Origin of the sequence: Ramlibacter sp., from assembly GCF_035548915.1 — a bacterium.
GTDB lineage: Bacteria > Pseudomonadota > Gammaproteobacteria > Burkholderiales > Burkholderiaceae_C > Ramlibacter.
In genome coordinates, this window is record NZ_DASZSE010000009.1 from 1 (window position 1) to 22,690 (window position 22,690).

Sequence of the window (22,690 nt, forward strand, 5' to 3'; positions counted from 1 at the left end):
AGGACCCGGCGACTCGAACGACGCTGGATTCCCGCCTTCGCGGGAATGACGGGCGCACGCGCCACCCGCCCCGTCGTCCCCGCGCAGGCGAGGACCCGGCGACTCGAACGACGCTGGATTCCCGCCTTCGCGGGAATGACGAGAGCACGCGCCACCCACCCCGTCGTCCCCGCGAAAGCGGGGACCCAGTGACTTGAACCACGCTGGATTGCCGCCTCCACGGCAATGACGGGCGCACGCACCACCCACCCCGTCGTCCCCGCGAACGCGGGGACCCAGTGACTTGAACCACGCTGGATTCCCGCCTCGACGGGAATGACGGTGTGAATCACCGCGCGATCATCTTCACGCCCGCCGGCGCGAACTCCGGCGGATACACCACCACCCACTTGCCGTTTTGCACCTGCTTGATCCGCATCAGATCGTCGCCGTAGTTCGACGGTCCGTCGAAGCGCAGCGATCCCTGGATCGTCTCCACCCGATTCTTCTTCAGATAGTCGGCCAGCGTCTTGTCGTCGAGACTCTTCGTCGCAGTCACGGCCGCTTCCAGAATCTGCCACGCAGTGAATGACGCCGCCGCCTGAACCTCCACCGAAGTGTCGGGGAAATTCGCAGCCCTCGCTCGCTCGTGGTAGGTCCTGATGAACTCCGCCGCATGCGGCCGCGACGTGAAGGGCGCATGCTCTTCGAAGATCGTCACCGACAACGCACCCTGCGCCTCCGGCGACGTCACAAGCGGCCCGGGCGCGGGATACAGATAGAAGTGCTGCGGCGGCGCATAGTCGATCTTCTTCATCGCGTCGAGGAGCAAGTTGCCGTCCAGCCCGATCGCACCCACCCACACGAAGTCGGGATGCGCATCCTTGATGCGGCTCGCGATCGGCCCGAACTCGCGGTTGCCGAATTCCCATTCGAGGAAGAGCACCTCCTGCAGTCCACGCTTTTTGAGCGTCTCGCGCGCGCCCATCGACATGAAGTGGATTGACGGGAACTTGCTCGTGACGACGGCTACCGTCTTCGGCGGCTTCGGCCCCCTGGCGAGCGCCTCGAACACCGTGTTCGTCGTCGTGTTGCCGGGGTCGGAGCCAAGCGACCACGCCGGAAACTGCATGTCGTACTTCACGAGCGAAGGCACGCCCAGCGTGTGGTGGATCAGGAGCTTGTTGTAGCGCTGCGCGACCGCCACGGCAGACAGGATCGCGCCCGTCGCATACGGCCCCATCAGCAGGTCGACCTTGTCCGCGGTAATGAGCTGCTCGTAGAGCGTGCGCGCGAGATCGGGCTTGGACTGGTCGTCCTTCACGATCCACTCGACCTTGCGCCCGAGGAGGCCGCCACGCCGGTTCAGGTCGTCGACATAGATTTCGCCCACCAGCTTGTGCACCTGCGCGGTGGCCGCAAGCGGCCCCGTGAGCGCGAGTGTGCTGCCGATGCGCACGGGCGGCTGCTGCGCCCACACCTCGGTCGGCAACGCGGCCGTTGCGGCGGCCGCCGCCAGAAGCGTGCGGCGCTGGAACACGGGGCTCTTGGTCATGGCTTGTCTCCTATGGAATCGGACTCTCTCTCGGGCCGGTCTTTCGTGGCGGCTTTCGTGGCAGTCTCTCGCGCGTGTCTCTCGTCGGTGTCTCTCGTCGGTGTGTCTCGTCGGTGTCCGTCGTCGATGCCTTTCCTGCTCGCCCCCCCCCGTTCAGCGCTTCGCGAAGCGCGCGCAAAACGTCTCGAAGCTCGCGAGCGCCCCGCGCAGGAATTCCTGCGTGTCGGGCACGAGCTTCCCATCCTGAGCGAAGAGCGTCCCGATCCGGCTCAGGTAGATCTCGGGGTGCGACAGCACGTTCGCACCCGCGCCGGTCAGCGTCTGCTTCAGCGCGAACGAGCCCGCCAAGCCACCGAGCGGCCCACTGCTTTGCGCCACCACGAAGACGGGCCGCCCCGGCCAGAGGTTCTGCCCCGCGGGCTTGGAGGCGACGTCGACCGCGTTCTTCACACCGGCCGGCAGCGACCGGTTGTACTCGGGCACCACGAAGAGCACGCCGTCGCTGCCGCGCACGCCCTCTCGCAGGCGCGTCCACGCGGCCGGGGTTTCGGCTTCGAGGTCCGCGTTGTAGAGCGGCAGATCGCCGATCTCGAGCTCGGTGACGCGCAACGAAGCGGGCGCGATCTCGATCAGACGCGTCGCGAGCTTGCGGCTCATCGACTCGCGCCGAAGGCTTCCGATGACAAGGCCGATATTCATTCGCCGTTTCTCCTGTCCGCGAGCATCGCCGCGAGCTCGCCATTGTGTTCGCCAAGCGTGGGCGGCGGCCGCACGTGCAGCGTGCGCTCGCCGTCGAACGTGACCGGCGGGCGCACCGTCCTGAATTCGCCCATGGCCGGATGCTTCGCTTCGACGAGCAGCTGCAGATGCCGCGCCTGCGGGTCTTCGAGCGCTTCGTTCGTGTCGTACATCGGCGCGTGCGGCACGTCTTCGGCCAGGAGGCGGTTGCACCACTGCTCGCGCGTTCTCGTCTTGAAGAGGCCCGAAAGCAGATCGATGATCGCCTCCTGATGGTCGATGCGCGCCTCGCGCGTGGCGAAGCGCGGGTCCTGGAAGATGTCCGGCTTCTCGATCGCGTTCGCGAGCCCCTGCCAGAACTTCGGCGGCGACGACATGTGCAGCGCGATCCACTTGCCGTCGCGGCACTCCAGCACGTAGGACTGCGACACGCGCGGACGGCTGTAAGGCCCCATCACCTCGCCTTCGGAGTAGTAGTGCGTGAAGGCATCGAGGTTCCAGTGCGACATCGCTTCGAGCATCGACACCTCCACCTTGCGGCCGCGCCCGGTGCGCGCGCGTTCGTGCAGCGCGCCGAGCACGCCATAGGCCGCGTAGAAGCCCGTCACCGCGTCTGCGATCGCCGGGCCCACCACGCGTGGGTTCTCGGGGTTCACGAGCAGCTTGAGATAGCCGCTTGCCGCCTGTGCCACCGTGTCGTAACTCGGACGCGACGCGTATGGCCCCGTCGGGCCGAAGCCGCTGATGGAGCAGTAGATGAGGCGCGGGTTGAGTGCGCGCAACCGCGCTTCGCCCACGCCGAGCTCCTCGGCCACGCCGGGCCGGAAGTTCTGGATGTAGACGTCGGCCGTTCGCACGAGCGCATGAAGGCGTTCGCGATCGGCCTCGTTCTTCGTATCGAGCGTGATGCTGCGCTTGTTGCGGTTGTACGTCTGGAAGTGCGGGCTGTACAGGCCGCCCTTGAACGCACGGAACGGGTCGCCCGTGCCGGGCTGCTCGATCTTGATCACGTCCGCGCCCAGGTCGGCCAGCAGCATGCCGCACGCGGGCCCGGTGATGAACGTGCCCTGCTCGAGCACGCGCACGTCGTCCAGCACGCCCGTCATTCGGCGGGCCCCTTCGGCGGCTCGCCTTCATAGACGAGGTCGCGCGTGGCCTGATACGACAGCGCGAAGCCGCTCGGGTTCACCGCCTCTTCGGCAAGATGCGCGATGAGCCCCGCGGTTCTCGCGAGGATCGGCACGCCGCGCAACGCGCGCAACGGGAAGTTCGTGCCGAGCAGCACGGCGGGAATCGCGGCGGACACGTTGAGCTTCAACTCTTTGCCGACGATCGCGGGAATCACCGCCTCCACGGCTTCCGCGATTTCCACGAAGCGCAGGCTCGTTCCCGCCTTGCGCGCCACGTCGAAGAGCGCATCCACGCGCGGGTCGCGCTGCTTGTGCAGCGAGTGTCCGTAGCCGGGGACGGGCCGCCCCGCTTCGCGCCAGCGGCCCACCACGGCACTTGCCGCGGCCGCCAGGTCGACATCCTTCGCCGCTTCGTCGACTTCGGTGAACAGCCGCCCCGCCGTCTCGCTCGCACCGAGGATCACCGAGCCGCATCCGAGAATCCCCGCCGCGACCGCGCCTTGCAGCGCATCCGGTGCCGCCGCATACGTCATGCGGCTCGCCTGCACGCTCGGGACCATGCCGTGATCGGCGATCGCGACGAGCGTCGCGTCGAGCACCATCGACTCCGCGCGCGTCGGCTTGCGGCCGGTGACGAGAAAGCTGAAGTAGTCCGTGAAGGAGATGTGGCCGATCAGGTCGCGGCAAAGATCCTCGCCGCGAATCGTGATGCTGTGTTCGTCCGACGTGCTGATCGCCGTGCGCGGCACGGTGGACTTGCCGATCCTGTTGATGGAAGGCGTTGTCATGCCGGCTGCGGGATCAGGCGGAAATCGTAATGCGCGACGTGATAGGGCTTCGTCATCCTGCGTCCGTCGATGGCCGTGCCCGGCTCGTGCTTCTCGAATTCGACGACGAGGCTTTCTCGCACGCCGAACACCGCGTCCGAATCGAGGTACGGGCTTCCCTTCACGAAGAGATGCGTCGTCACTTCCTTGTGGCCGGGCGCGGAGACTTTCATGTGGATGTGCCCGGGGCGGTTCGGGTGCCGGCCCATCTTGCGCAGCATCGCGCCCACGGGGCCGTCATCGGGCACGGGGTAGTAGGTCGGCCGGATCGACCAGAACCAGTAGCGGCCTTCCTCGTCGGTGCGCACGCGCGCGCGGGCGCGCATCGGCGAGCCGTCGCGCTGCATGTCGTACACGCCTTCGCCGTCGCCGGACCACACGTCGAGCAAGGCGCCGCCGAGGGGCCTGCCCTCGAGGTCGGTCACGCGGCCGCTATAGAGCGCGGGCTCGCCGCTCACGCCTTCGGCGATGTCGCCGCCCAGCGGCACGTCGGGCGCGCCTTGCCAGTAGAAGGGCCCTTGCACCGTCGCTTCGGTCGGCGGCGTCGCGCCGCTGCGGCCTTCGAGCGCGCGGGCGTGTTCGAGCGCGACCACCAGCATCGAAACACCCAGCGTGTCCGACAGCAGGATGAATTCCTGCCGCTTGTCGTCACAGGCCTTGCCGCAGGCCGTGAGGAATTCGATGGCCTTGAACCACTCGTCGCCCTTCAGGTCGACCTCGCGCGCGAAGTCGTGCAGGTGGCGCACGAGCGCGGTCATCACTTCCTTGAAGCGCGGGTCCCGGCACTCGCACATCCGAGCGATCACCGCGTCGGTGACGCTGTGCGTGTCGTATTCGAGAACGGGCATGGTCATGTTCTCCGGGTGAGGTTGGCGGGACTGTATCGATTGACACGAGCCGGAAGAAATGATGAATTTCGATCATGTGGATCGATGCCGTCGATTCATCACCCTGGTAAACCCTATGGAGCTGCGCCACCTTCGCTACTTCGTCACTCTCGCCGAGTGCCTGCACTTCACGCACGCGGCCGAGCGGATGCACGTCACGCAGTCGACGCTGTCGCACCAGATCAGGCAGCTCGAAGACGAGCTCGGCCACGCGCTTTTCGATCGCATCGGCCGGCGCGTGACGCTCACGGCGGCGGGCGATTCTTTTCTCGGCTACGCGGCGAAGGCGCTGCGCGAAGTGGACGAGGGCATCGGCGAGCTGAAGCGCGCGCCCGACGAACTCACGGGCGAATTGCGCATCGCCGCGACGCATACGTTCAACCTCGGCTTCATCCCGGAATGCCTCGCGTCCTTCATGCAGCGCTATCCGAAGGTGAAGGCGAGCGTGAGCGAACTCTCGGCCGATGCGATCACCGACGGCCTGGTCGCCGGCCGGCTCGACGTGGGCGTCGGCTACGACCCGGGCAGCGGACACGAACTCTGGTTCGAGCCGCTTTACACCGAGGAGATGGTGCTCATCGTGCGGCACGACCACCCGCTCGCGCATCGCGGCCGCGTGCGCATGGTGGACCTGCATCACCTGTCGATGGTGCAGCTGTCGCGCGAGTTCGCCACGCGAGCGCTGCTGGACGAATGCTTCCGCTCGTGCGGGGCCGAGCCGCTCGTGGCCGCGGAGATGAATACCGTGGCGCCGATGATCGGGCTCGTGTCGCGCACGAAGCTCGCGGCCATCGTGTCGTCGCGCGCCGTGGCCGGGCGGCACGACGTCGTCGTGCTGCCGCTCGAAAGCCCCACGCCCGTGCGAACCCCGGGCATCCTCTGGAAACGCGGCGTGAAGCACTCGATGGAAGTGCGCTCGTTCGCCAACGATCTGCGCAAGATCGCGCTCAGGCAGAGCCTGCAGCCGCACAACGCTGCCGCGGCAGCCTGACACACCGCGCGGCACGGGCGCGGCACGGGAGCCGCCCGGCCGATGGCGCGCGCCGGTTCGCCGCGAACTGCTACGCCACGCGGCGCGCGAATCGCACCGCGGTGGTGCCGACCTTGATCTGCCGGGGCGTGGAAGGCATCACCATGTACGCATCCGCGTGCGGCGTGTGCACTTCGCGCTCGCCGTCGAAAGCGATCAGCGTGCCCGCCTGCGGGACGAGTTCCATGTTGCCCCAGGCCTTCACGAAGCGGAATGCGGGCGAGGCGATCGTCACGCGGCCGGTCACTTCGAGCAGTTCCTGCGGTGCCACGGGCTTCACGCTTTGCCGTCGCAGATGGACTTCGATCACGCGGCGCACCGCCTCCGCCGCGACGCTGCAGGACGCGTGGCTGAAATGCTCGCCGCACTCGATGAGCATCGCAAGCTGCGGCGCCGATTCGTCGACGAACCGGGGCCGGTCGATGAGACGCCGCCCCGCTTCGTGGCCCGCATCGCGCACGAGCAGCGCCGGATAGCCGAGCTCGTGCGCGAAGCCGATGGTCTTCTTCGCCTGCCCGACCAGGCCCAGCGCGGGGCCGGGCAGCGTCATGGAGTGCAGGTCCAGCAGACAATCGGCGGATTCGAAGATCGGCAGGAGTTCGCGTGCGCGCCGGAGCTCGCGCGTCTCACCGCTTTCCCCGCGGTCGCCGTCGAGGCGGCCCCACACGCGGTTCATGTCCTCGTCGAGCAGGCGGCAGTCGGCCTTGTTGCGATCCTCGAGCTTTGCGTACGCGTCGAGGTTGCAGAACACGAGCGTGAGCGCGCCGCAGGCAAGGCGCGGCGGCTCGCGCAACAAGGGCGCGAGGGCCACGGCGCCGCACACCTCGTTGCCGTGCATCAGGGCCGAAATCACAGCGTGGGGACCGGGCTGTCCGCTTTCGAAGCGCCACACGCCCCGCGTGCCCGAGTTGCCTGCCGCGAGTTCGTCCACGTCCGGCAACTCGAGCGCGGTGCCTTCCGAAGCGACGATGGTGTTCATGGGGCGCGATTCTGGCAGATCGGCCTCCTCGGGCGGCCCGGCGGCCGGCCACCGTCCCTCGCGTTGCGCCGACGGCGGCGAGCCCGCGGCCACGCCGCGGTCAGTTGCGATCCTCGCGCGCGACGAGCGGAACGCTCGGAAGCGCCGGCGCGGCCTTCGCGGCAGTTCGCGCGCGGGGGGTCGCCGCCCGCGCGGAGGCACCGGGCGTTGCCGGCGCCGCTTCCATGTACGCCGGACCCGCGCCGAGCACCTGCGTCGAGCGCACGGGCCCGAGGTCCGAATTCAGCGCCACGCCCACGGGCGCCATGTTGAGCGGGTAGCCGCTGCTCGCCGACGGCAACGACGACGCGCTGCCGGTCTCGATCGTGCCGATCGTCGAGTGCAGCGTGGGCAGCGCCGGATTGACGATGGACGAGCCGGTGTAGGCCCCGGGCGGATTGGCCGCCGTCGCCGCTTCCGTCACGCCGTACGTGTTGCCCGTGACGCCGTAGGCGCTGCCGACGGTCGTGGCGCTGCCGAGCACGTCGGAAGTCGTCGCGCCGTATTGCGTGCGGCCGATGAATGTCGTGCTGCTCGCGGTGCTGGCCGTCGTCGTGCTCGTGCTGCTGCCCAGGCCCGTGATGGGGAAGGCAGGCATTGCCGGGTTGGTGACGGGGCCGCCCGGGAAGCTCGGCCCCGGAATGTCCTGCTGCGCCGCGCAAGGCAGCGCGAAGACCGTGCAGATCGCGGCCGCGACCAGTGCCTGAATCGAGTGGTCGGATGACAAGCGCATGGATGCATCCTCCTTCTGGGAAGCGTTCTCATGGTGAGCAGGTGTGGCGGCGCTTCGCGTCGGCGGCGGCTGTGCCTCGGTGTGCGTGCGGGCCGACGTTCGCGCGAAACCGGTGCGCGAGGCGTCACGGCGCTTGCTCTTTATTTCAGTTTCCGGAGCCGAAACGGTCCAGCTTGCCCGCCCGCGGCGGCGCGCCGCGGGCGGGGCAGGCGCAAGCCCGCGCCGGACACTACACTTGCGGAAATCTGCGGCACCTGTCCCGCGAGGAGCCTGGAATGAGTGCTCGCGTCATCTGCATCTCCCGCGCGCTCGGCGCAGGCGCCGAGGAAGCCGCGGCCGAGGTCGCGCGGGAACTCGGCTTTCGCTGCGTGGACGAGGAAATCGTCGCCCGCGCCGCCGAGCGCCAGAACGTCGACCCCGAACTCGTCGCGAGCGAGGAACAGCGCAAGTCGTTCTTCGCCCAGCTCTTCGACTACATCGGCCGCGCGGGCAACCTGGGCGGCGTGGAGATGGTGGCGTCGCCGCATCCCGGCGGGATGCTGCCGCACAGCGAGGACCTGCGCCGCTACATTCGCGACGCCATCGCCGAAACCGCCGCGCAGGGCAACGTGGTGATCGTCGCGCATGCCGCCTCGCACGCGCTCGGCGCGCGCACGGACGTGCTGCGCGTGCTCGTGAGCGGCTCGCGCCATGCCCGCGCCGGCCGCATCGCGGCGTCCGAGGGCAAGCCCCTGGCTGCGGCGATGGCGTTCGTGAACGACAGCGACGAGGCGCGCGCCGACTACCTCGAGCGCTTCTACGGCGTGCGGGGCGAATCGCCCGAGCACTACGACCTCATCGTCTCCACCGACACGCTCTCGCCCGCGCAGGTGGCCGAGGTGATCCTCGCCGCCGCGCGCCGCGTGGGCCCGGCAGCGTGACGGCCCCGGTGGACGCAGCGGGCACGATGCGATGTTCTTCCTCTGGCCCCGGCTTCTCTGGCTGACCCTCACCCTCGCGGCGGTGCTGCCGCTCGCGTACTGGTGGCTCCTGCGGCGCCGCGCGAGATCGGCCGTGCGATGGAGCCACCTCGGCATCGCACGCGCGGCCATGCAGGGCCGGCAGTGGCGGCGCCACGTGCCGCCCGCGATCGTCATGCTCGCGTGCGTGCTGCTCGCATTCGCGGCGGCGCGTCCGGTCGCGCGCGTCCTGCTGCCGTGGTCCAAGTCCACGATCATGCTGGCCATGGACGTTTCGCTGAGCATGCGCGTGCCCGACGTGAAGCCCACGCGCATGCAGGCCGCGCAGCAGGCGGCCAAGCAGTTCCTGCAGGAATTGCCGAAGCACGTCGAAGTCGGCCTCGTCACGTTCGCGGGCAGCAGCCAGGTGGCGCAGCGTGCCACGCTCGATCGCGAGGCGCTGGCCGCGACGATCGACGGCATCCAGATGCAATGGGGCACGGCCGTGGGCAGCGCCATCGTCGTGTGCCTCGCCGAACTGTTCCCCGACCAGGGCATCGATGTGGGCACCATGACGTTCGGGGGGCGGCCCTCGGCGGCGCGCAGCCTGGATGACCGGGCGAAGCCGCCGCCGAAGGAGGTGAAGCCCGTTGCGCCGGGCTCCTACGATTCCGCCGCGATCATCCTCTTGAGCGACGGCCGTCGCACGACCGGCGTCGACACGCTGGCGGCCGCGAAGATGGCCGCGGACCGCGGCGTGCGCATCTACGTGATCGGGCTGGGCACGGTCGATGGTCCGGCCGCATACGGCGAAGGCTTTGCCATCTACATGCAGCTCGACGAGCCGACGCTGCGCGAAGTCGCCCGCATGACGGGCGGCGAATACCACTATGCGGGCACGGCGGAGCAGCTGCGCGGCGTCTACCAGCACCTCGGTTCGCGCGTGCAGGTGCAGGTGCGCGAAACCGAGGTCACCGGGCTTCTCACGCTCGTCGCGGCGTTGCTCGTCGTGTGCGCGGGCGTGCTTTCGATGGTGTGGTTCGGCCGCATCGTGTGAGGGGCAAGGGTCAATCGGCGCGGGCTTTGCGGAAGAACTCGTTCAGCTCCTTGCCGGACGCGGCATGGGCGAATTCATCGAAGCGGCCCGTTTCGGCGATGGACTTCGCGGCTCGCATGAACCCGCCCCACGCCGCGCGCGCCATCGCGCCGCCGACGCTCACGCGGCGCACGCCGAGCGCTTTCACTTCTTCCAGCGTGAGCTGCGAGGCGGAGCCGATCAGCAGATTCACGGGCTTCGGCGCCACGGCCGCGACCACGGCCGAGATCTGCTCGCGCGTGTGGATGCCCGGCGCATAAAGACAATCCGCGCCCGCTTCGGAATAGGCCGCGAGCCGCGCGAGCGTGTCCTCGAGGTCCGGCCGGCCCACGATGAAGTTCTCGGCGCGGCCGACGAGCATCACGTCGCCTCCGGCCTCGTCGATGGCCGCGCGCGCGGCGCGCAGACGTGCGACGGACACATCGATCGGTCGCACGGGGTCGTCCGCCCGGCCGGTGGAATCCTCGATCGAGACGCCCGCGATGCCGGTGGCGACGGCCATGCGAACGCTTTCGGCCACGCCTTCGGGATCGTCCGCGAAGCCGTCCTCGAAGTCGGCGTTGACCGGCAGGTCGCTCGCCTCGACGATCGTGCGCAGGTAATCGAGCACCTGTGCGCGCGAGGCGTCGCCGTCCGCGAGTCCCAGCGACCAGGCGTGGCCCGAACTCGTGGTGGCGAGCGCCTGGAAGCCGAGGCCCTGCAGCATGCGGGCGCTGCCTGCGTCCCAGGGGTTGGGGATGACGAAGCAGCCCTGCGCATGGAGGGCGCGGAAGCGCTCGCGGCGGGCCTGGATGGATGGGGCGGGCATGGTGTCTCCTCGAGTGGGAGACGCAAGCCTAGCAGCGAGTCGGCTCGGACGTGTCGAGAGGCACGGACGGCTCCGTGCGGAGATGACGGATCACGCGAGCGCGTAGCGCATGACCGCCACGAAGTGGCACCCGCTTGCGCCCAGCACCAGCAGGTGCCACACGAAGTGCGCGAACCGGAACCGATGATCGACGAGGAACACGATCGCGCCCAGCGTGTACAGCACGCCGCCCGCCACGATCAGCGACAACCCCTGCGGCGGGATCGCGCGCACGACCGGTCCGAGCACGAACACCGCGACCCAGCCGAGCAGCAAGTAGAGCCCCGTCGACAACAACGGATGATTGAGACGGTTCGCGCACTTCGCGGCCGCGCCAGCGGTGGCCGCCAGCCACAGCATCGCGAGCATCGCGTAGCTGCCGTCCTGCGCGAGCCGCAGCATGAATGGCGTGGCGCTCCCCGCGATGAAGATGAAGATCGCCGCATGGTCCAGCCGGCGGAAGATCTCCTTGGCCGCGCCCTCCGGCAGCCAGTGATAGGTGGCGGACATCGAATACAGCAGGATCATCGACACGGCGTAGACCGCCGCGGCAAGCGCGGTGTGCGTCCCGGCATGCAGCGCATTGCCGATGAGCTGGGGAGTGAACACCGCCGCGACGATGGCCCCCGCGCCGTGGCTCAGGGCATTGGCGATTTCTTCATGGGCCGTCTGCGCACGGCACGCGTTGGGGACAAGCATGGGTTCGAGCCTCTTCCTTCCGACGCCAATGGTGGCACGCGCGCAGACACCGGACTGTCGGCGTCGCATGGCTTCGCGAGTCGGACAGCCGCCCGGCGGCTAGTCGTGCGAAAGCGCCTGCGCGTCGGGCGACCTCACGTGCTCCGGCCGGAACCCGAGCCCCACGAGCCGCGCCGGGATGCCGCGCAGCATCGCAGACGCATCGAGGAGGCGCACGGCAAGCGGAGGCTTCCCGAGCCCGCCCCGGCCTTCCAGCAGCGGCGCGACGATCGCGTCCTGCGCGAGCTTTTGCACCGCCTGCGTCAACTGCACGGGTCGCATGCGCCGCATCGCCGATCACGAGCAGGCCGGGCCGCCACCATTGCTCCAGCCGGTCGACGGTGACCGTGAGCAGCTTCACGTCGTCCCAGCCGCGAATCGCGTCGTCCACGCCCGCAGTCTCGGGCCCCACCTCGCGCACGCGCTCCTTGAACGCTTCGAGCCCCTCGGCGCGCAGCCGCTCGGCGCCGCCCTTGGCGAACACGAAGGCGCATTGCCAGTAGTCGCCGCGGTCGATCAGCACGAAGATGCGGCCCCGGTCGAACACGCCCATGCTGTCGTTCTCGGGCCGGGCGCGCTTGGGCAGGCGAAACCAGAACACGTCCATCGGTGCGCCGATCACGCGCTGCGGCAGGCCGCCTCGAAACCGCGAGTCGCGCCCGTCGCACGCGATCACGAGCCGCGCGCGGACTGCATCGCCTTCGCTCGTGCGCACGCCGGCGACGCGGCCGCCCTCTTCGAGGAGCGACTCGCCCGCGCACGATTGGCGCAGCTCGAACCCCGCATAGCGGCGCGCGGCGCCGGCGACGAAATCGAGGAAGTCCCACTGCGGCATCAATGCGATGTAGGGCGCGGCGACGGGCAGGCGGCGGAAGTCCGCGATGCGTTCGTACTGTCCGCCGATGCGCCCGCCGAGCTGCTCAACCTTGTTGTGCGGCCGCTCGAGCAGTTGCCGCAGCAGGCCCAGCTCATGGAAGACTTCCAGCGTCGACGGGTGCACGGTGTCGCCGCGGAAATCGCGCAGGAAGTCGCGATGCTTTTCGAGCACCGCGACCTTCAGCCCGGCGCGTGCGAAGAGCAGCCCCGCCATCATGCCCGCGGGTCCACCGCCGACGACCGCGACGTCTTTCACATCTTCATTGGCCATGGGGGCGATTCTCGTGCGGAGTCGCTCGCGCGTGTGTACGCAATGTTCGCGCGACGCTCGTCAGTGCGCGGGCCGGTCGGTCAGCGTCTTCAGGAACGCGACCACATCCGCAATCTCGGCTTCGGTGAGAGCGGGCGCGCCACCCGGCTTGCGGCCGAACGGCGCCTCGTCGTTCACGTTGCCGCGGTACTTTTCGGGCAGGTCGTCGTACTTGCGCACGCGGCCCTGCGCGTCGCGCGGATAGAACCGTTGCGCACGCGTGTCGCGCAGCGCGTAGAAGCGCACGGCCTCCTCGAGGCTCGTGAAGACGCCGTTGTGGAAGAACACGCGCCGCGTGGCCACGTTGCGCAGCGACGGCGTCTTGAAGAGGCCGCAGTACTCGGCGCGATCCTTCATGTCGGTGCGAAGCGGCCCGCACAGGCCCAGATCGAAGAAGCCCGCGTCGCGATTGGCCGGAATGCGCGCATTGCGCGGCAAGCCCAGCGCGATGAAGCCCATGTCCGTGAAGTTCGGGAATGCGCCGCGCTTCGTGCCGCTCGGATGACACGCGACGCAGTTGCCTTTGTTCGCATCGACGAAGAGGCGCAGGCCACGCATCTCGGATGCGGTGAGCTTCTCGTGGCCGCGCAGGTAGCCGTCGTACTTGCTGCGGTAGGGATAGAAATCCTTCGGGCTTTGCTGGAACACCTCGAGCGCGAGCAGGAGCGCGTTCCAGGCGCGGCCGGGTTGATCGAAAAGGTGCTCGCCGAACGCCGCACGCATCGCCGCCGCGCTGGGGGACTTCGCGAGTTTCGCGACGACCGCGTCGCGGTCGGCATTCGCCATCTCGAGCGGCGACAAGAGCGGCAGCTCGGCCTGCTCGTGGGCCGACGCGGCGCGGCCATCCCACGCGAAGCCGCCGGTGGGGCCCTGGTCGCCGCTGTCGTCGCCGTCGTTGTCGAAGAAATGTTCGGAGAACTGCGGCGTGCCCTGCCGGTACATGAGCGACGGCACGGCACGCAGGCCGCTCATGCGGCCACCCGCGCCACCTCGTTGCACCGCGCGCGCGTTGGGCGGGCCGTAGGCATGCGCCGGGTCGTGGCATGACGCGCACGACAATGCGCCCGACGCCGACAGCGTGCGATCGAAGAAGAGGACGCGGCCGAGCTCGGTGAGCTGCCGGTTGTCCGGCCGCTTCTCGAACGGCGTCGCATAGAACGGCGAGGCGGCGGCGCACGCCGCGGCCAGGAGCGCGGCCAGGCCCAGAATTCGGCGGATCACGGTGGAAGAGGAGTGAGAAAGACGTGACGGTGGCTCGCGTTGTACCAGCAGAGTGTGATGCTGATTTGACATCCACACGCTTCGCGTCTGACACAGCGGTGTCACGCCGCGGTCGCACGCTGCCGGTCTTTGCCACGACATACCCGAAGAAGGAAGCCTCCCATGCCCACGAAGAAATTCGTTCGCGCGACCGTCTTGATGACGCCGGTCGCCCTCGCCGCCGCCCTCGCCGCCCTCGCGCTGGGCGGCTGCAACGACGACGGCGACCCCGTCACGCCCGCCTTGCAGGAGAAGATGCAGAACGTCGTCGTGATCTACGCGGAAAACCGCGCGTTCGACAACCTGTACGGCAACTTTCCCGGCGCCGACGGCCTCGCCACCGTGACCAACAGCGACGGCACGATGAAGGCGGCCTACGTCGCGCAGAAGGATCGCGACGGCTCCACGCTCGCCACGCTGCCGCAGGTGTGGGGCGGCGTCACCACGCCCGGCAGCAGCGTCACGGTCACGCAGGCGCAGACGGCGGGGCTTGCCAACAAGCCGTTCAACATCGGCACGGCCTTCCAGCCGACCGCGGGCGTCACCATCGACGGCAGCGTCGTCACGCGCGACCTGTATCACCGCTTCTTCGAAAACCAGATGCAGATCGACGGCGGCAAGAACGACAAGTTCGCGGCCTGGGCCGACTCCGGCGGCCTCGTGATGGGTTACTTCGACTACAGCGCCTCGCCGCTATACCAGCTCGCGCGCCAGTACGTGCTGGCCGACAACTTCTATCAAGGCGCCTTCGGCGGCTCCTTCCTGAATCACCAGTACCTCATCTGCGCCTGCGCGCCCGAGTATCCGAACGCCGACACGGCCGCCGCGCATCCGACGATTGCGGTGGTCGACAAGAACACGGACGGCAGCTACACGAGCAACCTGACGCTCGCGGCGAGTTCCAAGGCCTCCGCCCTCGACGGCGCGCCCACGTTCCAGCTGAGCGGCAACATCACGCCCGCCAACTACTTCGGCGACAACAAGTTCTACGCCATCAACACGATGCAGCCGGCCTACCAGCCGAGCGGCAACGCGCCGGCGGACGTGACGGGCAACAACGCGCTCTACGCCGACACGAGCAAGGCCACGACGCTGCCGCCGCAGACGCAGAAGAACATCGGCGACCTGCTCACCGCGAAGAACGTGAGCTGGGCGTGGTACGCCGGCTCCTGGAGCGCCGCTTTGCAGGACGGCATGCAGGCCGCCTCGGCGCATCGCAACGTGATCTACTCGGCCAATTCCAACGGCGTCGCGAGCACGGACGCGGTCGACTTCCAGACCCACCATCACCCCTTCAACTACTACGCCGAGTTCGACCCCGTCACGCACGCGGCCGATCGCGCTTCGCACCTCAAGGACTACAACGACCTCGTCGCGCAGGCCGCCGCCGGAACGCTGCCGTCCGTGGTCTTCTACAAGCCCGAGGGACTCTACAACCAGCACCCGGGCTACGCGAACATCGTGAACGCCGACCAGAAGATCGTCGACCTCGTGAACAAGCTGAAGGCAAGCCCGCAGTACAAGAACATGGTCATCGTGATCACGTACGACGAGAACGGCGGCCAGTGGGACCACGCCGCGCCGCCCAAAGCCGACAAGCTCGGCCCCGGCAGCCGCATCCCCGCGATCATCGTCTCGCCGTTCGCGAAGATGGGCACGGTCGATCACACGCAGTACGACACCGCTTCGGTGCTGCGCCTCATCACGCGCCGCTTCGGACTCGACACGCTGCCGGGCCTGAAGACACGCGACGACGCGCTGAAGGCCGCAGGCCTGCAGCCGATGGGCGACCTCACGAACGCGCTGAGCCTGTACTGATCCTGCCGAGCCGGGCGTCCCGCGTCTTCCTGTGGGACCCCGGCGTTGCGCGACGTAGGACGGCGTGAAGCCGCGGTCGTGACCGGCGCCTACAAACTGATGCGCCTTCCCTCCCACGTGGAGCGCTCTGCGGCCGAACTAACTTTGCCCGCTGTGGCAGGCATCGCGCCCGCCACTTCGTTCCACACCGGTTCCACGTTGTTCACTCTTCGGGAGGTTCCTCATGAAGTCTTCGATCACCCTCACAGCCCTGGCGGCCGCCGTCACCGTCGCGCTCGGCCTCGCCGGCTGCGCGCACAAGATGCAGACGTCCAAGGCCGTCGTGGCACCCGAGCCGCAGGTTGCCTATTCCAGCACCACGACGACGACGCCGTCGCAGCCGGCGCCCGTCGCCGTCGCGCCGAGCACGACGGAGTCGAGCACGAGCTCCAGCACGGCCATGAGCGCGCCGCCCGCGGCCGAGCCCACGCGGACGGCAAAGGCCGATCGCAACTGATGCGCTCGACGCTCGGCGGAGGTGCCGGTCCTCGGGCCGGCATGCTGCCGCGCAACGCCAGGCCGCGGCGCGCCCGCGGCCGGGGCGCGGACAGCCTCTCGTGATGGCGTGACCACTCCCGGGCCGCGCCGGGGCGCCTCGCGCGCCCATCGGTTTGTTCGGCAAGGCGGTAAGGAAGTCGGCAAGATGGCGACCCATGCTTGGGAATCGCCCGAACCACTTCCGAGGAAAAACGCCATGAAGAAGTTCACGCTCGCCGCGCTGGCCGCTGCCGCGCTTGCCTGGGGGGCTTTCGCCTCGGCCGAACAGGCGGTCAAGCTGCCGCCGCCGGCCCAGGACATCGCCGCGTCTTCCGGGACGCAGACGGCCGTGTTCGCGGGCGGCTGCTTCTGGGGCGTGCAGGCCGTGTTCCAGCACACCAAGGGCGTGATGAACGCCGTCTCCGGCTATGCCGGCGGCGAGCGCGCCACGGCCAAGTACGAGATGGTCGGCTCGGGCCGCACGGGCCATGCCGAATCGGTGCAGGTCACGTTCGATCCGAAGCAGGTGAGCTACGGCCGCCTGCTGCAGGTGTACTTCTCGGTCGCGCACGATCCGACCACGTTGAACCGGCAGGGCCCGGACATGGGCACCCAGTACCGGTCCGCGGTGTTCTACCGGGACGCCGAGCAGAAACGCGTGGCCGAAGCCTACATCGCGCAGCTCGACGCGGCGAAGGCGTTCCACGGCCGGATCGTCACGCAGGTCGCGCCTCTTGCGGGCTTCTATCCCGCCGAGGCCTACCACCAGGACTACGCGACGCTGCACCCCGAGTCGCCGTACATCTTCATCAACGACCTGCCGAAGGTTGCGGCACTGAAGGCGACGATGCCCGAGCTGTATCGCGAGAAGCCGGTGCTCGTGGGAGCGTCGTCCCGCAGCTGACCGGCTGGCCTCGAAGCCCCTTGACGGACGAGCCAGTCGTGAGAGGGGATGCGGCTGGCCGTGCGAGCGGGCGCGGCACGGCAGGCGAGGACTTGTCCTACGGCTCCGCGTTCCAGTAGTCGAGCGTGGCGTCGCGGCGCTGGATCGCCTCGAAGTGAGGCGAGGCCTCGGCCAGGTACTTGCCCGAATCCGGGTACTCGCAGATCTCGGGCTGCTCCTTCGTGCTGATCGACAGGTACTTCAGCGGCGCATCCGACGTGTTGATGATGTGGTGCGGATACTCCGGCCCCGCCGGAATGAAGACGATGTCGCCCGCGCGGAGCGGGAGTTTCTCGCCCGCCACCCGCAAGGTGCCCGAGCCCTCGAGCACGATGAACATTTCCTCCTGCGCATGGTGCAGGTGATAAGGACACGACATCTTGCCCGGCGGCAGGATGTCGATGCCGGCGCCCATCTTGCGCGCCGCGGTGCCGGTGGCAAGGCGCGCGCATCGCGAGTCGTACAGCGGTTCGCGCACGAAGTGTTCGAGCGGCGCATCGTTGAAATTGCGGATGAGCCGGGCGGCGAGCTGGCGGGCGGTCTCGTTCATGCGCGCATTGTCGCGCCGCGCGTGCGCGAAGCTGTCAGCTGCGTGAGAGGTGTGTGGGCATGTGGGACAGGCCGCACGGGCCGGCCCGGCCGAATCCTTCGCACCCCACGCCACCCCGCCCGTCCAATCAACGAGGAACAGACGCAAGGAGAACCCAGCCATGATTTCCCCCGACATGAAGCGCGCCGTCGACAACGTCGAGCAGTGCGTGGACGACGCGAAGCGCGCCGCGCAATCGGCGCGTGCGCCGCAGCAGCTGAGCGATGCCATCGATGCCCTGCACCGAGAGGCGCGCCAGGCCAAGCAGGAAGCAAGCTCGGCGCAGGACGACGCGAAGATGCGCCAGCGCATCTTCGACCTCGAACGCGCCGCCGACCGCGCGATCCAGGAATGCAAGTCCGCCAACGTGACGGATCCGCAGCTGCGGGAGGCGGTGCAGAAGGCGCACGACGAAGCCTCGAAGCTGAAGAAGCAGGCCGAGGCCATCGCCTGACCGGCAATTGCCTTTCCCGGCCGGCGCGACCGCCGCGCCGCACAGCACAATCCGGGCACGACGCCCGATGAGCTTCATGCCTGCGCAAGGTTCTCGGACGAACTCGCCGAGGCGGCCCGACTCTTCAGCCGCCGCTCGCGAACGGCTTCAGCCCCGCCCAGATCGTCGCATTCACCGGCACGGGAACACCCAGTGCCTCCGCGCGCCGCACGACGGCGCCGCACAGCCACGGCGCTTCGAGCTTTCGGCCGGCGAGCAAGTCGTGCGCCATGGAAGCGCGCATGTCCGCGGGAAGGCCCTCGAACATCTTGCGGTATCCGGCTTCGTAGTCGGGCGCGAGGCTCGCGCCGCTCGCCTGCGCGAGCGCGATGCCTTCACGAATGGCCGCATCGAGCACGGCGCGCAACTGCGGGTCGTCGCGGATCGCACCGACCGTCTGCCGGGTGAGCGACGTGACGCCCGCGAGCGCATTCAGCATCACGAACTTCTCCCACAGCATGCGCCGCGGTTCGTCCACGAACTCGGCGGCGAAGCCGGCCGCCGCGCCCGCTGCGACGAAGGCCTGCAGCGTCTCGCGCTGCGAGGAATGCAACGCACCCACGCGCAGCCGCGCCATCGGCCCTGTCTGCCGGATCGTGCCCGGCTCGCCGATCTGAGCCGAGATGATGGCCACCCCCGCGGCCACGCGTTCGGCCGGAAGGCTTCCCGACAGGATGTCGACCGCATCGACCCCGTTTTGCAAGGGCACGACGACAGTCCGCTCGCCGACCGCCGGCGCCATCTGCCGGCCCGTTTCCGCGAGGTCCCACAGCTTGGTGGCAACCAGCATGATGTCGGGCTTGTCGAACGCGCCTGCGTCGTCGGTGGCCCGCACGTTCTCGAGCACGAACGATTCGACGGGGCTTTCGATGCGAAGCCCGTTCTCCCGCATCGCCTGCAGGTGCCGCCCGCGCGCGAGGAATTGCACGTCGTGGCCCGCCTTTGCGAGCCGCGCCCCGAAATAGCCTCCGACGCCGCCGGCGCCGATCACCGAGATCTTCATGGCCGCCAACTGTACACAGCGCGGCTCAGGCCTGCCAGACGCCGCAGCCTCTCACCCGAAGCCGCCGGGCCAGCTCGACCTCCATCTTGCGCGCGGGCTCGTACGCCATCGGGTTGAACTGGTCGTAGAGTTCCGGGCGCAGGCGCACTCCGTAGTCGCGAGCGAAGCGATTGGCTTGCACGCCCGCCTTGTGCCGGTCGAAGCGGATGTCGGGGTCGAGCCCGGTCATGCCGACATAGAAGAACGGCTGGCCGAAGAGATAGTCCGGATTGGCCCGTCGAAAGCCCGGCTCGTCCCACACGCGCTGGGAGAGCTCGACGACGTAGACGTGGTAATGCAGGGGATTGCGCGCCACGCGCGCATTGTCGCTGCCTACGCCGCGTGGTCCAGCCAGGCCAGGCAAGCGCCCAGCAGCGCGCAGGCCGCCGCGAGGGCCCACAACAGGATGCGCGGCAAAGAGCTCGGCTCTTCGCGCGCGGACCCGCCCAGCACGCGCCCGCTCACGACGGCGACGACTGCGAAGGCGAAGAGGTACACGTAGGTCGGGATGGCGGACATGGCGGGTGACTCGGTGTTGAGTCGAGGTGTACCGCGGCGCCGGTCGCGTCCGTGTCGAACGAAGGGCTTCATATCGCGCGCGCCGTGTTTCCCGCGTCAGCGCTCGGGCAGGCGCGCGAGGAATTCCGCCGGCGTGACGATCGAAAATCGCGTGTGCGGCGCAAGGACGAGCAGATCCGAGTCTCCGGTGACGAGGTGCGATGCGCGGCCGGCCTGCGCCAGGTGCAGGAACATCGCATCAGCAGGATCGCGGCAAGGCGGCACCCTCGGTGCCGGGTTCGGGATGGCCACGGCTTCCGTCCACGGGAGGTAATCTCCCAACAGCTCTTCGCGCTCAATGTCGCTCAGCCTGAACTTCGGATATTCGAGCACACGCATGAGCTCGCCTATCGTGTCCCTGCTGGCCAGCGGGACGAAGTCGGCCGCTTGCCACTCGAGCCTCAACCGAGCCGTGGGCCCCTTTGCGAACACCAGCGCGGAAACCACCACCCCGGTATCGAGCACCACGCGCCGCTTCTCGCTGTCCGAGGCGCGTGCACGCGACTTCGCCGCGCTCACCGCTTGCGCCGCGACCACTTCACCGCACCCGCGACGTCCTTTGCTCCGATGCCCAATTCGGCGAGCTTCGCGCGCACGGCGTCGCCGCGTTGAATCCGCACCGGTGTGAGCACGATGCGACCCTCCCGCGCCTCTACGTCGAAGTATTCCGCCGGCCCAATCGCCCGCGTCACAGCCTTTGGCAACGTCAACTGATTCTTGCCGGTCAGTTTGGCCAACATGGAAGGTTTCCAGAAATCAAGGATTCCTTACTTTAGCACTTTTCCCGGTTGCAGAGCTACCCGAGCATCCCCATGGGCTCACGCCGTGCCCGCTCGGGTCACAATCGCAGTTGCCGGGAAATGAACGCCCGCACCCTCGCGACTTGGTGACTTCGACATGAATTCCTCCTACCCCGACACCGTCCGCGGCATCCTGCAGAGCCTGGGCCTGCCCGACCACGCGTACACCCGAGGCGACCTCGCGGTCCGCACCCCCATCGACGGCAGCGAGATCGGCCGCGTCGCGGCGCACTCGCGCGAACAGGTCGACGAAATCATCGGCCGCGCGCAAAGCGCCTTCGAAGCCTGGCGCAACGTGCCCGCGCCCAAGCGCGGCGAGCTCGTCCGCCTGCTCGGCGAGACACTGCGCGCGAACAAGGAAGCGCTCGGCCGTCTCGTCTCGATCGAGACGGGCAAGATCCTCTCCGAGGGTCTCGGCGAAGTGCAGGAGATGATCGACATCTGCGATTTCGCGGTCGGCCTTTCGCGCCAGCTGCACGGCCTCACGATCGCTTCCGAGCGGCCCGGTCACCGCATGATGGAGACTTGGCACCCCCTCGGTGTGGTGGGCGTGATCAGCGCCTTCAACTTCCCCGTGGCCGTGTGGTCCTGGAATTTCGCGCTCGCCATCGTGTGCGGCGACCCGGTCGTCTGGAAACCTTCGGAGAAGACACCGCTCTCGGCGCTTGCCGCGCAGGCGCTCTTCGAACGCGCGGCGGCGGCGTTCGGCGACGCGCCGCCGGGCCTTTCGCAACTCGTCCTCGGCCGGCAGGATGCGGGCGAAGCGCTCGTGGATCACCCGAAAGTCGCACTGCTGTCGGCCACGGGCAGCACGCGCATGGGCCGCGCGGTGGCGCCGCGCGTCGCGCAGCGTTTCGCCCGCGTGCTGCTGGAGCTCGGCGGCAACAACGCGGTCGTCGTCGCGCCCTCTGCCGATCTCGATCTGGCGGTGCGCGGCATCCTCTTCGCCGCCGCGGGCACGGCGGGGCAGCGCTGCACGACGACACGCCGGCTCATCGTGCATTCGAGCGTTCGCGACGCGCTCGTCTCGCGCCTGAAGGCCGCTTACGGCAAGCTCAGTATCGGCGATCCGCTCGCGGGGCATCTCGTCGGGCCCCTCATCGACCGGGCATCGTTCGAAGCGATGCAGGCGGCGCTGCGCGCGGCGAAGGAAGAAGGCGGCGTGGTCTTCGGAGGCGAGCGCGTGCTCGAGATCGACCTGCCCGAGGCCTACTACGTGCGCCCCGCGATCGTGGAGATGCCCTCGCAGACGGCCACCGTGTGCCGCGAAACCTTCGCGCCCATCCTCTACGTGCTCGGCTACGAGCGGTTCGAGGAAGCGGTCGCGCTGCACAACGCGGTGCCGCAAGGCCTCGCGTCGTCGATCTTCAGCAACGACCTGCGCGAAACCGAGACCTTCCTGTCGGCCGCGGGTTCCGACTGCGGCATCGCGAACGTGAACATCGGCACCTCGGGCGCCGAGATCGGCGGGGCCTTCGGAGGCGAGAAGGAAACGGGCGGCGGGCGCGAGTCCGGCTCGGACGCGTGGAAGAACTACATGCGCCGCGCGACGAACACGATCAACTACTCGCGCGAGCTGCCGCTCGCGCAAGGCGTGCGTTTCGACGTGTAGTTCAGGAGTGCGCCGCGGTCTTCAGCCGCACCCCGGTCGAGGCGATGCTGAGCGAGCCGTCGCGCCCCACGTCGATACGTCTTCCGTCGGCCAGCCGGTATTCCACCTGGCCGGTGGAAGCCCAGTGCTCGGAACCGTCGGCAAGCGACGGGTCCGGCGCGAGCCGGTCGTACGCGAACACCTTGTACGCCGTGCCGTCGGAGCCTTGCGCCGTGAACGATTCCAGGAGTTGAAGTCGCAGATCCATCGCTCGTATCTCCCCGGTTGGAGGTCAGAGCTTCATTGTGAGGACCGGGACGGTGCAAGTCTGTCGGATGCAGACTACGAACATGAAATCGCACTGTCACGGCGCTGACA

The 22,690-nt window shown here is 68.6% G+C and carries 26 protein-coding genes; 8 read left to right on the forward strand and 18 right to left on the reverse strand.

What is annotated here, in order from left to right:
• Window positions 1–328: 328 nt before the first annotated feature.
• From VHA82_RS02220 to VHA82_RS02240, 5 genes are all read right to left on the reverse strand, one after another.
• Entirely contained in the window at window positions 329–1,534 is a 1,206-nt protein-coding gene (locus VHA82_RS02220; protein WP_325539827.1) for an amino acid ABC transporter substrate-binding protein, read from the reverse strand.
• A gap of 153 nt (window positions 1,535–1,687) precedes the next feature.
• The gene (locus VHA82_RS02225) at window positions 1,688–2,233 is read right to left on the reverse strand and encodes an NAD(P)H-dependent oxidoreductase (protein WP_325539829.1); all 546 of its coding nucleotides are present in this window, start codon (window positions 2,231–2,233) and stop codon (window positions 1,688–1,690) included.
• Entirely contained in the window at window positions 2,230–3,378 is a 1,149-nt protein-coding gene (locus VHA82_RS02230) for a CoA transferase (protein ID WP_325539831.1), read from the reverse strand. Before VHA82_RS02230 ends, VHA82_RS02225 begins: the two co-directional genes overlap by 4 nt.
• Complete coding sequence (locus tag VHA82_RS02235) at window positions 3,375–4,190, reverse strand: citryl-CoA lyase (RefSeq protein WP_325539833.1); 816 nt, start codon at window positions 4,188–4,190, stop codon at window positions 3,375–3,377. The genes VHA82_RS02230 and VHA82_RS02235 overlap by 4 nt, the downstream gene beginning before the upstream one ends.
• Entirely contained in the window at window positions 4,187–5,077 is an 891-nt protein-coding gene (locus VHA82_RS02240) for a dioxygenase (protein ID WP_325539835.1), read from the reverse strand. Before VHA82_RS02240 ends, VHA82_RS02235 begins: the two co-directional genes overlap by 4 nt.
• A gap of 115 nt (window positions 5,078–5,192) precedes the next feature.
• Here VHA82_RS02240 and VHA82_RS02245 point away from each other — a divergent pair, with 115 nt between their 5' ends.
• Window positions 5,193–6,107: a LysR substrate-binding domain-containing protein gene (locus VHA82_RS02245; protein WP_325539837.1), complete on the forward strand. Its 915-nt coding sequence runs from the start codon at window positions 5,193–5,195 to the stop codon at window positions 6,105–6,107.
• Between the two features lie 70 nt (window positions 6,108–6,177).
• Here the strand turns inward: VHA82_RS02245 and VHA82_RS02250 are convergent, their stop codons facing one another.
• Window positions 6,178–7,125, reverse strand: coding sequence for a succinylglutamate desuccinylase/aspartoacylase domain-containing protein (locus VHA82_RS02250; protein WP_325539839.1), 948 nt, complete (start codon window positions 7,123–7,125; stop codon window positions 6,178–6,180).
• Between the two features lie 100 nt (window positions 7,126–7,225).
• Window positions 7,226–7,897, reverse strand: a complete 672-nt coding sequence (locus tag VHA82_RS02255) for a hypothetical protein (RefSeq protein ID WP_325539841.1) — start codon at window positions 7,895–7,897, stop codon at window positions 7,226–7,228.
• A 275-nt stretch (window positions 7,898–8,172) separates the two neighbouring features.
• Between VHA82_RS02255 and VHA82_RS02260 the strand changes: the two genes are divergently transcribed.
• Together VHA82_RS02260 and VHA82_RS02265 are read left to right on the forward strand one after the other, a co-directional pair.
• A complete protein-coding gene (locus VHA82_RS02260) occupies window positions 8,173–8,817 on the forward strand; it encodes an AAA family ATPase (protein ID WP_325539843.1) in 645 nt (214 codons plus the stop codon).
• 31 nt (window positions 8,818–8,848) lie between these two features.
• Window positions 8,849–9,892 (forward strand): VWA domain-containing protein, encoded by a 1,044-nt coding sequence (locus tag VHA82_RS02265; protein ID WP_325539845.1) that lies wholly within the window; start codon window positions 8,849–8,851, stop codon window positions 9,890–9,892.
• Between the two features lie 10 nt (window positions 9,893–9,902).
• Here VHA82_RS02265 and VHA82_RS02270 read toward each other — a convergent pair whose 3' ends face one another.
• The 4 genes from VHA82_RS02270 to VHA82_RS02285 form a co-directional block, all read right to left on the reverse strand.
• Window positions 9,903–10,739 carry an isocitrate lyase/phosphoenolpyruvate mutase family protein gene (locus VHA82_RS02270; RefSeq protein ID WP_325539847.1) on the reverse strand — a complete coding sequence of 279 codons (837 nt, stop codon included), beginning with the start codon at window positions 10,737–10,739 and terminating at the stop codon, window positions 9,903–9,905.
• A gap of 90 nt (window positions 10,740–10,829) precedes the next feature.
• Entirely contained in the window at window positions 10,830–11,477 is a 648-nt protein-coding gene (trhA, locus tag VHA82_RS02275; RefSeq protein ID WP_325539849.1) for a PAQR family membrane homeostasis protein TrhA, read from the reverse strand.
• Window positions 11,437–12,663 (reverse strand): FAD-dependent monooxygenase, encoded by a 1,227-nt coding sequence (locus VHA82_RS02280; protein WP_325539851.1) that lies wholly within the window; start codon window positions 12,661–12,663, stop codon window positions 11,437–11,439. The genes trhA and VHA82_RS02280 overlap by 41 nt, the downstream gene beginning before the upstream one ends.
• 60 nt (window positions 12,664–12,723) lie before the next feature.
• A complete protein-coding gene (locus VHA82_RS02285; protein ID WP_325539853.1) occupies window positions 12,724–13,923 on the reverse strand; it encodes a cytochrome-c peroxidase in 1,200 nt (399 codons plus the stop codon).
• Between the two features lie 162 nt (window positions 13,924–14,085).
• Between VHA82_RS02285 and acpA the strand changes: the two genes are divergently transcribed.
• The 3 genes from acpA (at window position 14,086) to msrA (ending at window position 17,200) form a co-directional block, all read left to right on the forward strand.
• On the forward strand, window positions 14,086–15,780 hold the full coding sequence (acpA, locus tag VHA82_RS02290; protein ID WP_325539855.1) for an acid phosphatase: 1,695 nt from the start codon (window positions 14,086–14,088) through the stop codon (window positions 15,778–15,780).
• A 223-nt stretch (window positions 15,781–16,003) separates the two neighbouring features.
• The gene (locus VHA82_RS02295; protein WP_325539857.1) at window positions 16,004–16,276 is read left to right on the forward strand and encodes a hypothetical protein; all 273 of its coding nucleotides are present in this window, start codon (window positions 16,004–16,006) and stop codon (window positions 16,274–16,276) included.
• Window positions 16,277–16,513: 237 nt separating this feature from the next.
• Window positions 16,514–17,200 carry a peptide-methionine (S)-S-oxide reductase MsrA gene (gene msrA / locus VHA82_RS02300; protein ID WP_325539859.1) on the forward strand — a complete coding sequence of 229 codons (687 nt, stop codon included), beginning with the start codon at window positions 16,514–16,516 and terminating at the stop codon, window positions 17,198–17,200.
• 97 nt (window positions 17,201–17,297) lie between these two features.
• Here msrA and VHA82_RS02305 read toward each other — a convergent pair whose 3' ends face one another.
• Window positions 17,298–17,789: a cupin domain-containing protein gene (locus VHA82_RS02305; protein WP_325539861.1), complete on the reverse strand. Its 492-nt coding sequence runs from the start codon at window positions 17,787–17,789 to the stop codon at window positions 17,298–17,300.
• Between the two features lie 160 nt (window positions 17,790–17,949).
• On the opposite strand from VHA82_RS02305, the gene VHA82_RS02310 reads away from it, so the two are divergent.
• Entirely contained in the window at window positions 17,950–18,282 is a 333-nt protein-coding gene (locus VHA82_RS02310; protein WP_325539863.1) for a hypothetical protein, read from the forward strand.
• Between the two features lie 124 nt (window positions 18,283–18,406).
• Here the strand turns inward: VHA82_RS02310 and VHA82_RS02315 are convergent, their stop codons facing one another.
• The 5 genes from VHA82_RS02315 to VHA82_RS02335 form a co-directional block, all read right to left on the reverse strand.
• Window positions 18,407–19,324: a 2-dehydropantoate 2-reductase gene (locus VHA82_RS02315; RefSeq protein WP_325539865.1), complete on the reverse strand. Its 918-nt coding sequence runs from the start codon at window positions 19,322–19,324 to the stop codon at window positions 18,407–18,409.
• A 25-nt stretch (window positions 19,325–19,349) separates the two neighbouring features.
• Entirely contained in the window at window positions 19,350–19,679 is a 330-nt protein-coding gene (locus VHA82_RS02320) for a hypothetical protein (RefSeq protein ID WP_325539867.1), read from the reverse strand.
• 17 nt (window positions 19,680–19,696) lie between these two features.
• Window positions 19,697–19,882: a hypothetical protein gene (locus VHA82_RS02325; RefSeq protein WP_325539869.1), complete on the reverse strand. Its 186-nt coding sequence runs from the start codon at window positions 19,880–19,882 to the stop codon at window positions 19,697–19,699.
• A gap of 96 nt (window positions 19,883–19,978) precedes the next feature.
• On the reverse strand, window positions 19,979–20,389 hold the full coding sequence (locus VHA82_RS02330; RefSeq protein WP_325539871.1) for a putative toxin-antitoxin system toxin component, PIN family: 411 nt from the start codon (window positions 20,387–20,389) through the stop codon (window positions 19,979–19,981).
• A gap of 47 nt (window positions 20,390–20,436) precedes the next feature.
• On the reverse strand, window positions 20,437–20,661 hold the full coding sequence (locus VHA82_RS02335; protein WP_325539873.1) for an AbrB/MazE/SpoVT family DNA-binding domain-containing protein: 225 nt from the start codon (window positions 20,659–20,661) through the stop codon (window positions 20,437–20,439).
• A 157-nt stretch (window positions 20,662–20,818) separates the two neighbouring features.
• On the opposite strand from VHA82_RS02335, the gene VHA82_RS02340 reads away from it, so the two are divergent.
• Window positions 20,819–22,333 (forward strand): aldehyde dehydrogenase family protein, encoded by a 1,515-nt coding sequence (locus tag VHA82_RS02340; RefSeq protein WP_325539875.1) that lies wholly within the window; start codon window positions 20,819–20,821, stop codon window positions 22,331–22,333.
• Between the two features lies 1 nt (window position 22,334).
• Here VHA82_RS02340 and VHA82_RS02345 read toward each other — a convergent pair whose 3' ends face one another.
• A complete protein-coding gene (locus VHA82_RS02345) occupies window positions 22,335–22,580 on the reverse strand; it encodes a hypothetical protein (RefSeq protein ID WP_325539877.1) in 246 nt (81 codons plus the stop codon).
• Window positions 22,581–22,690 lie beyond the last annotated feature (110 nt).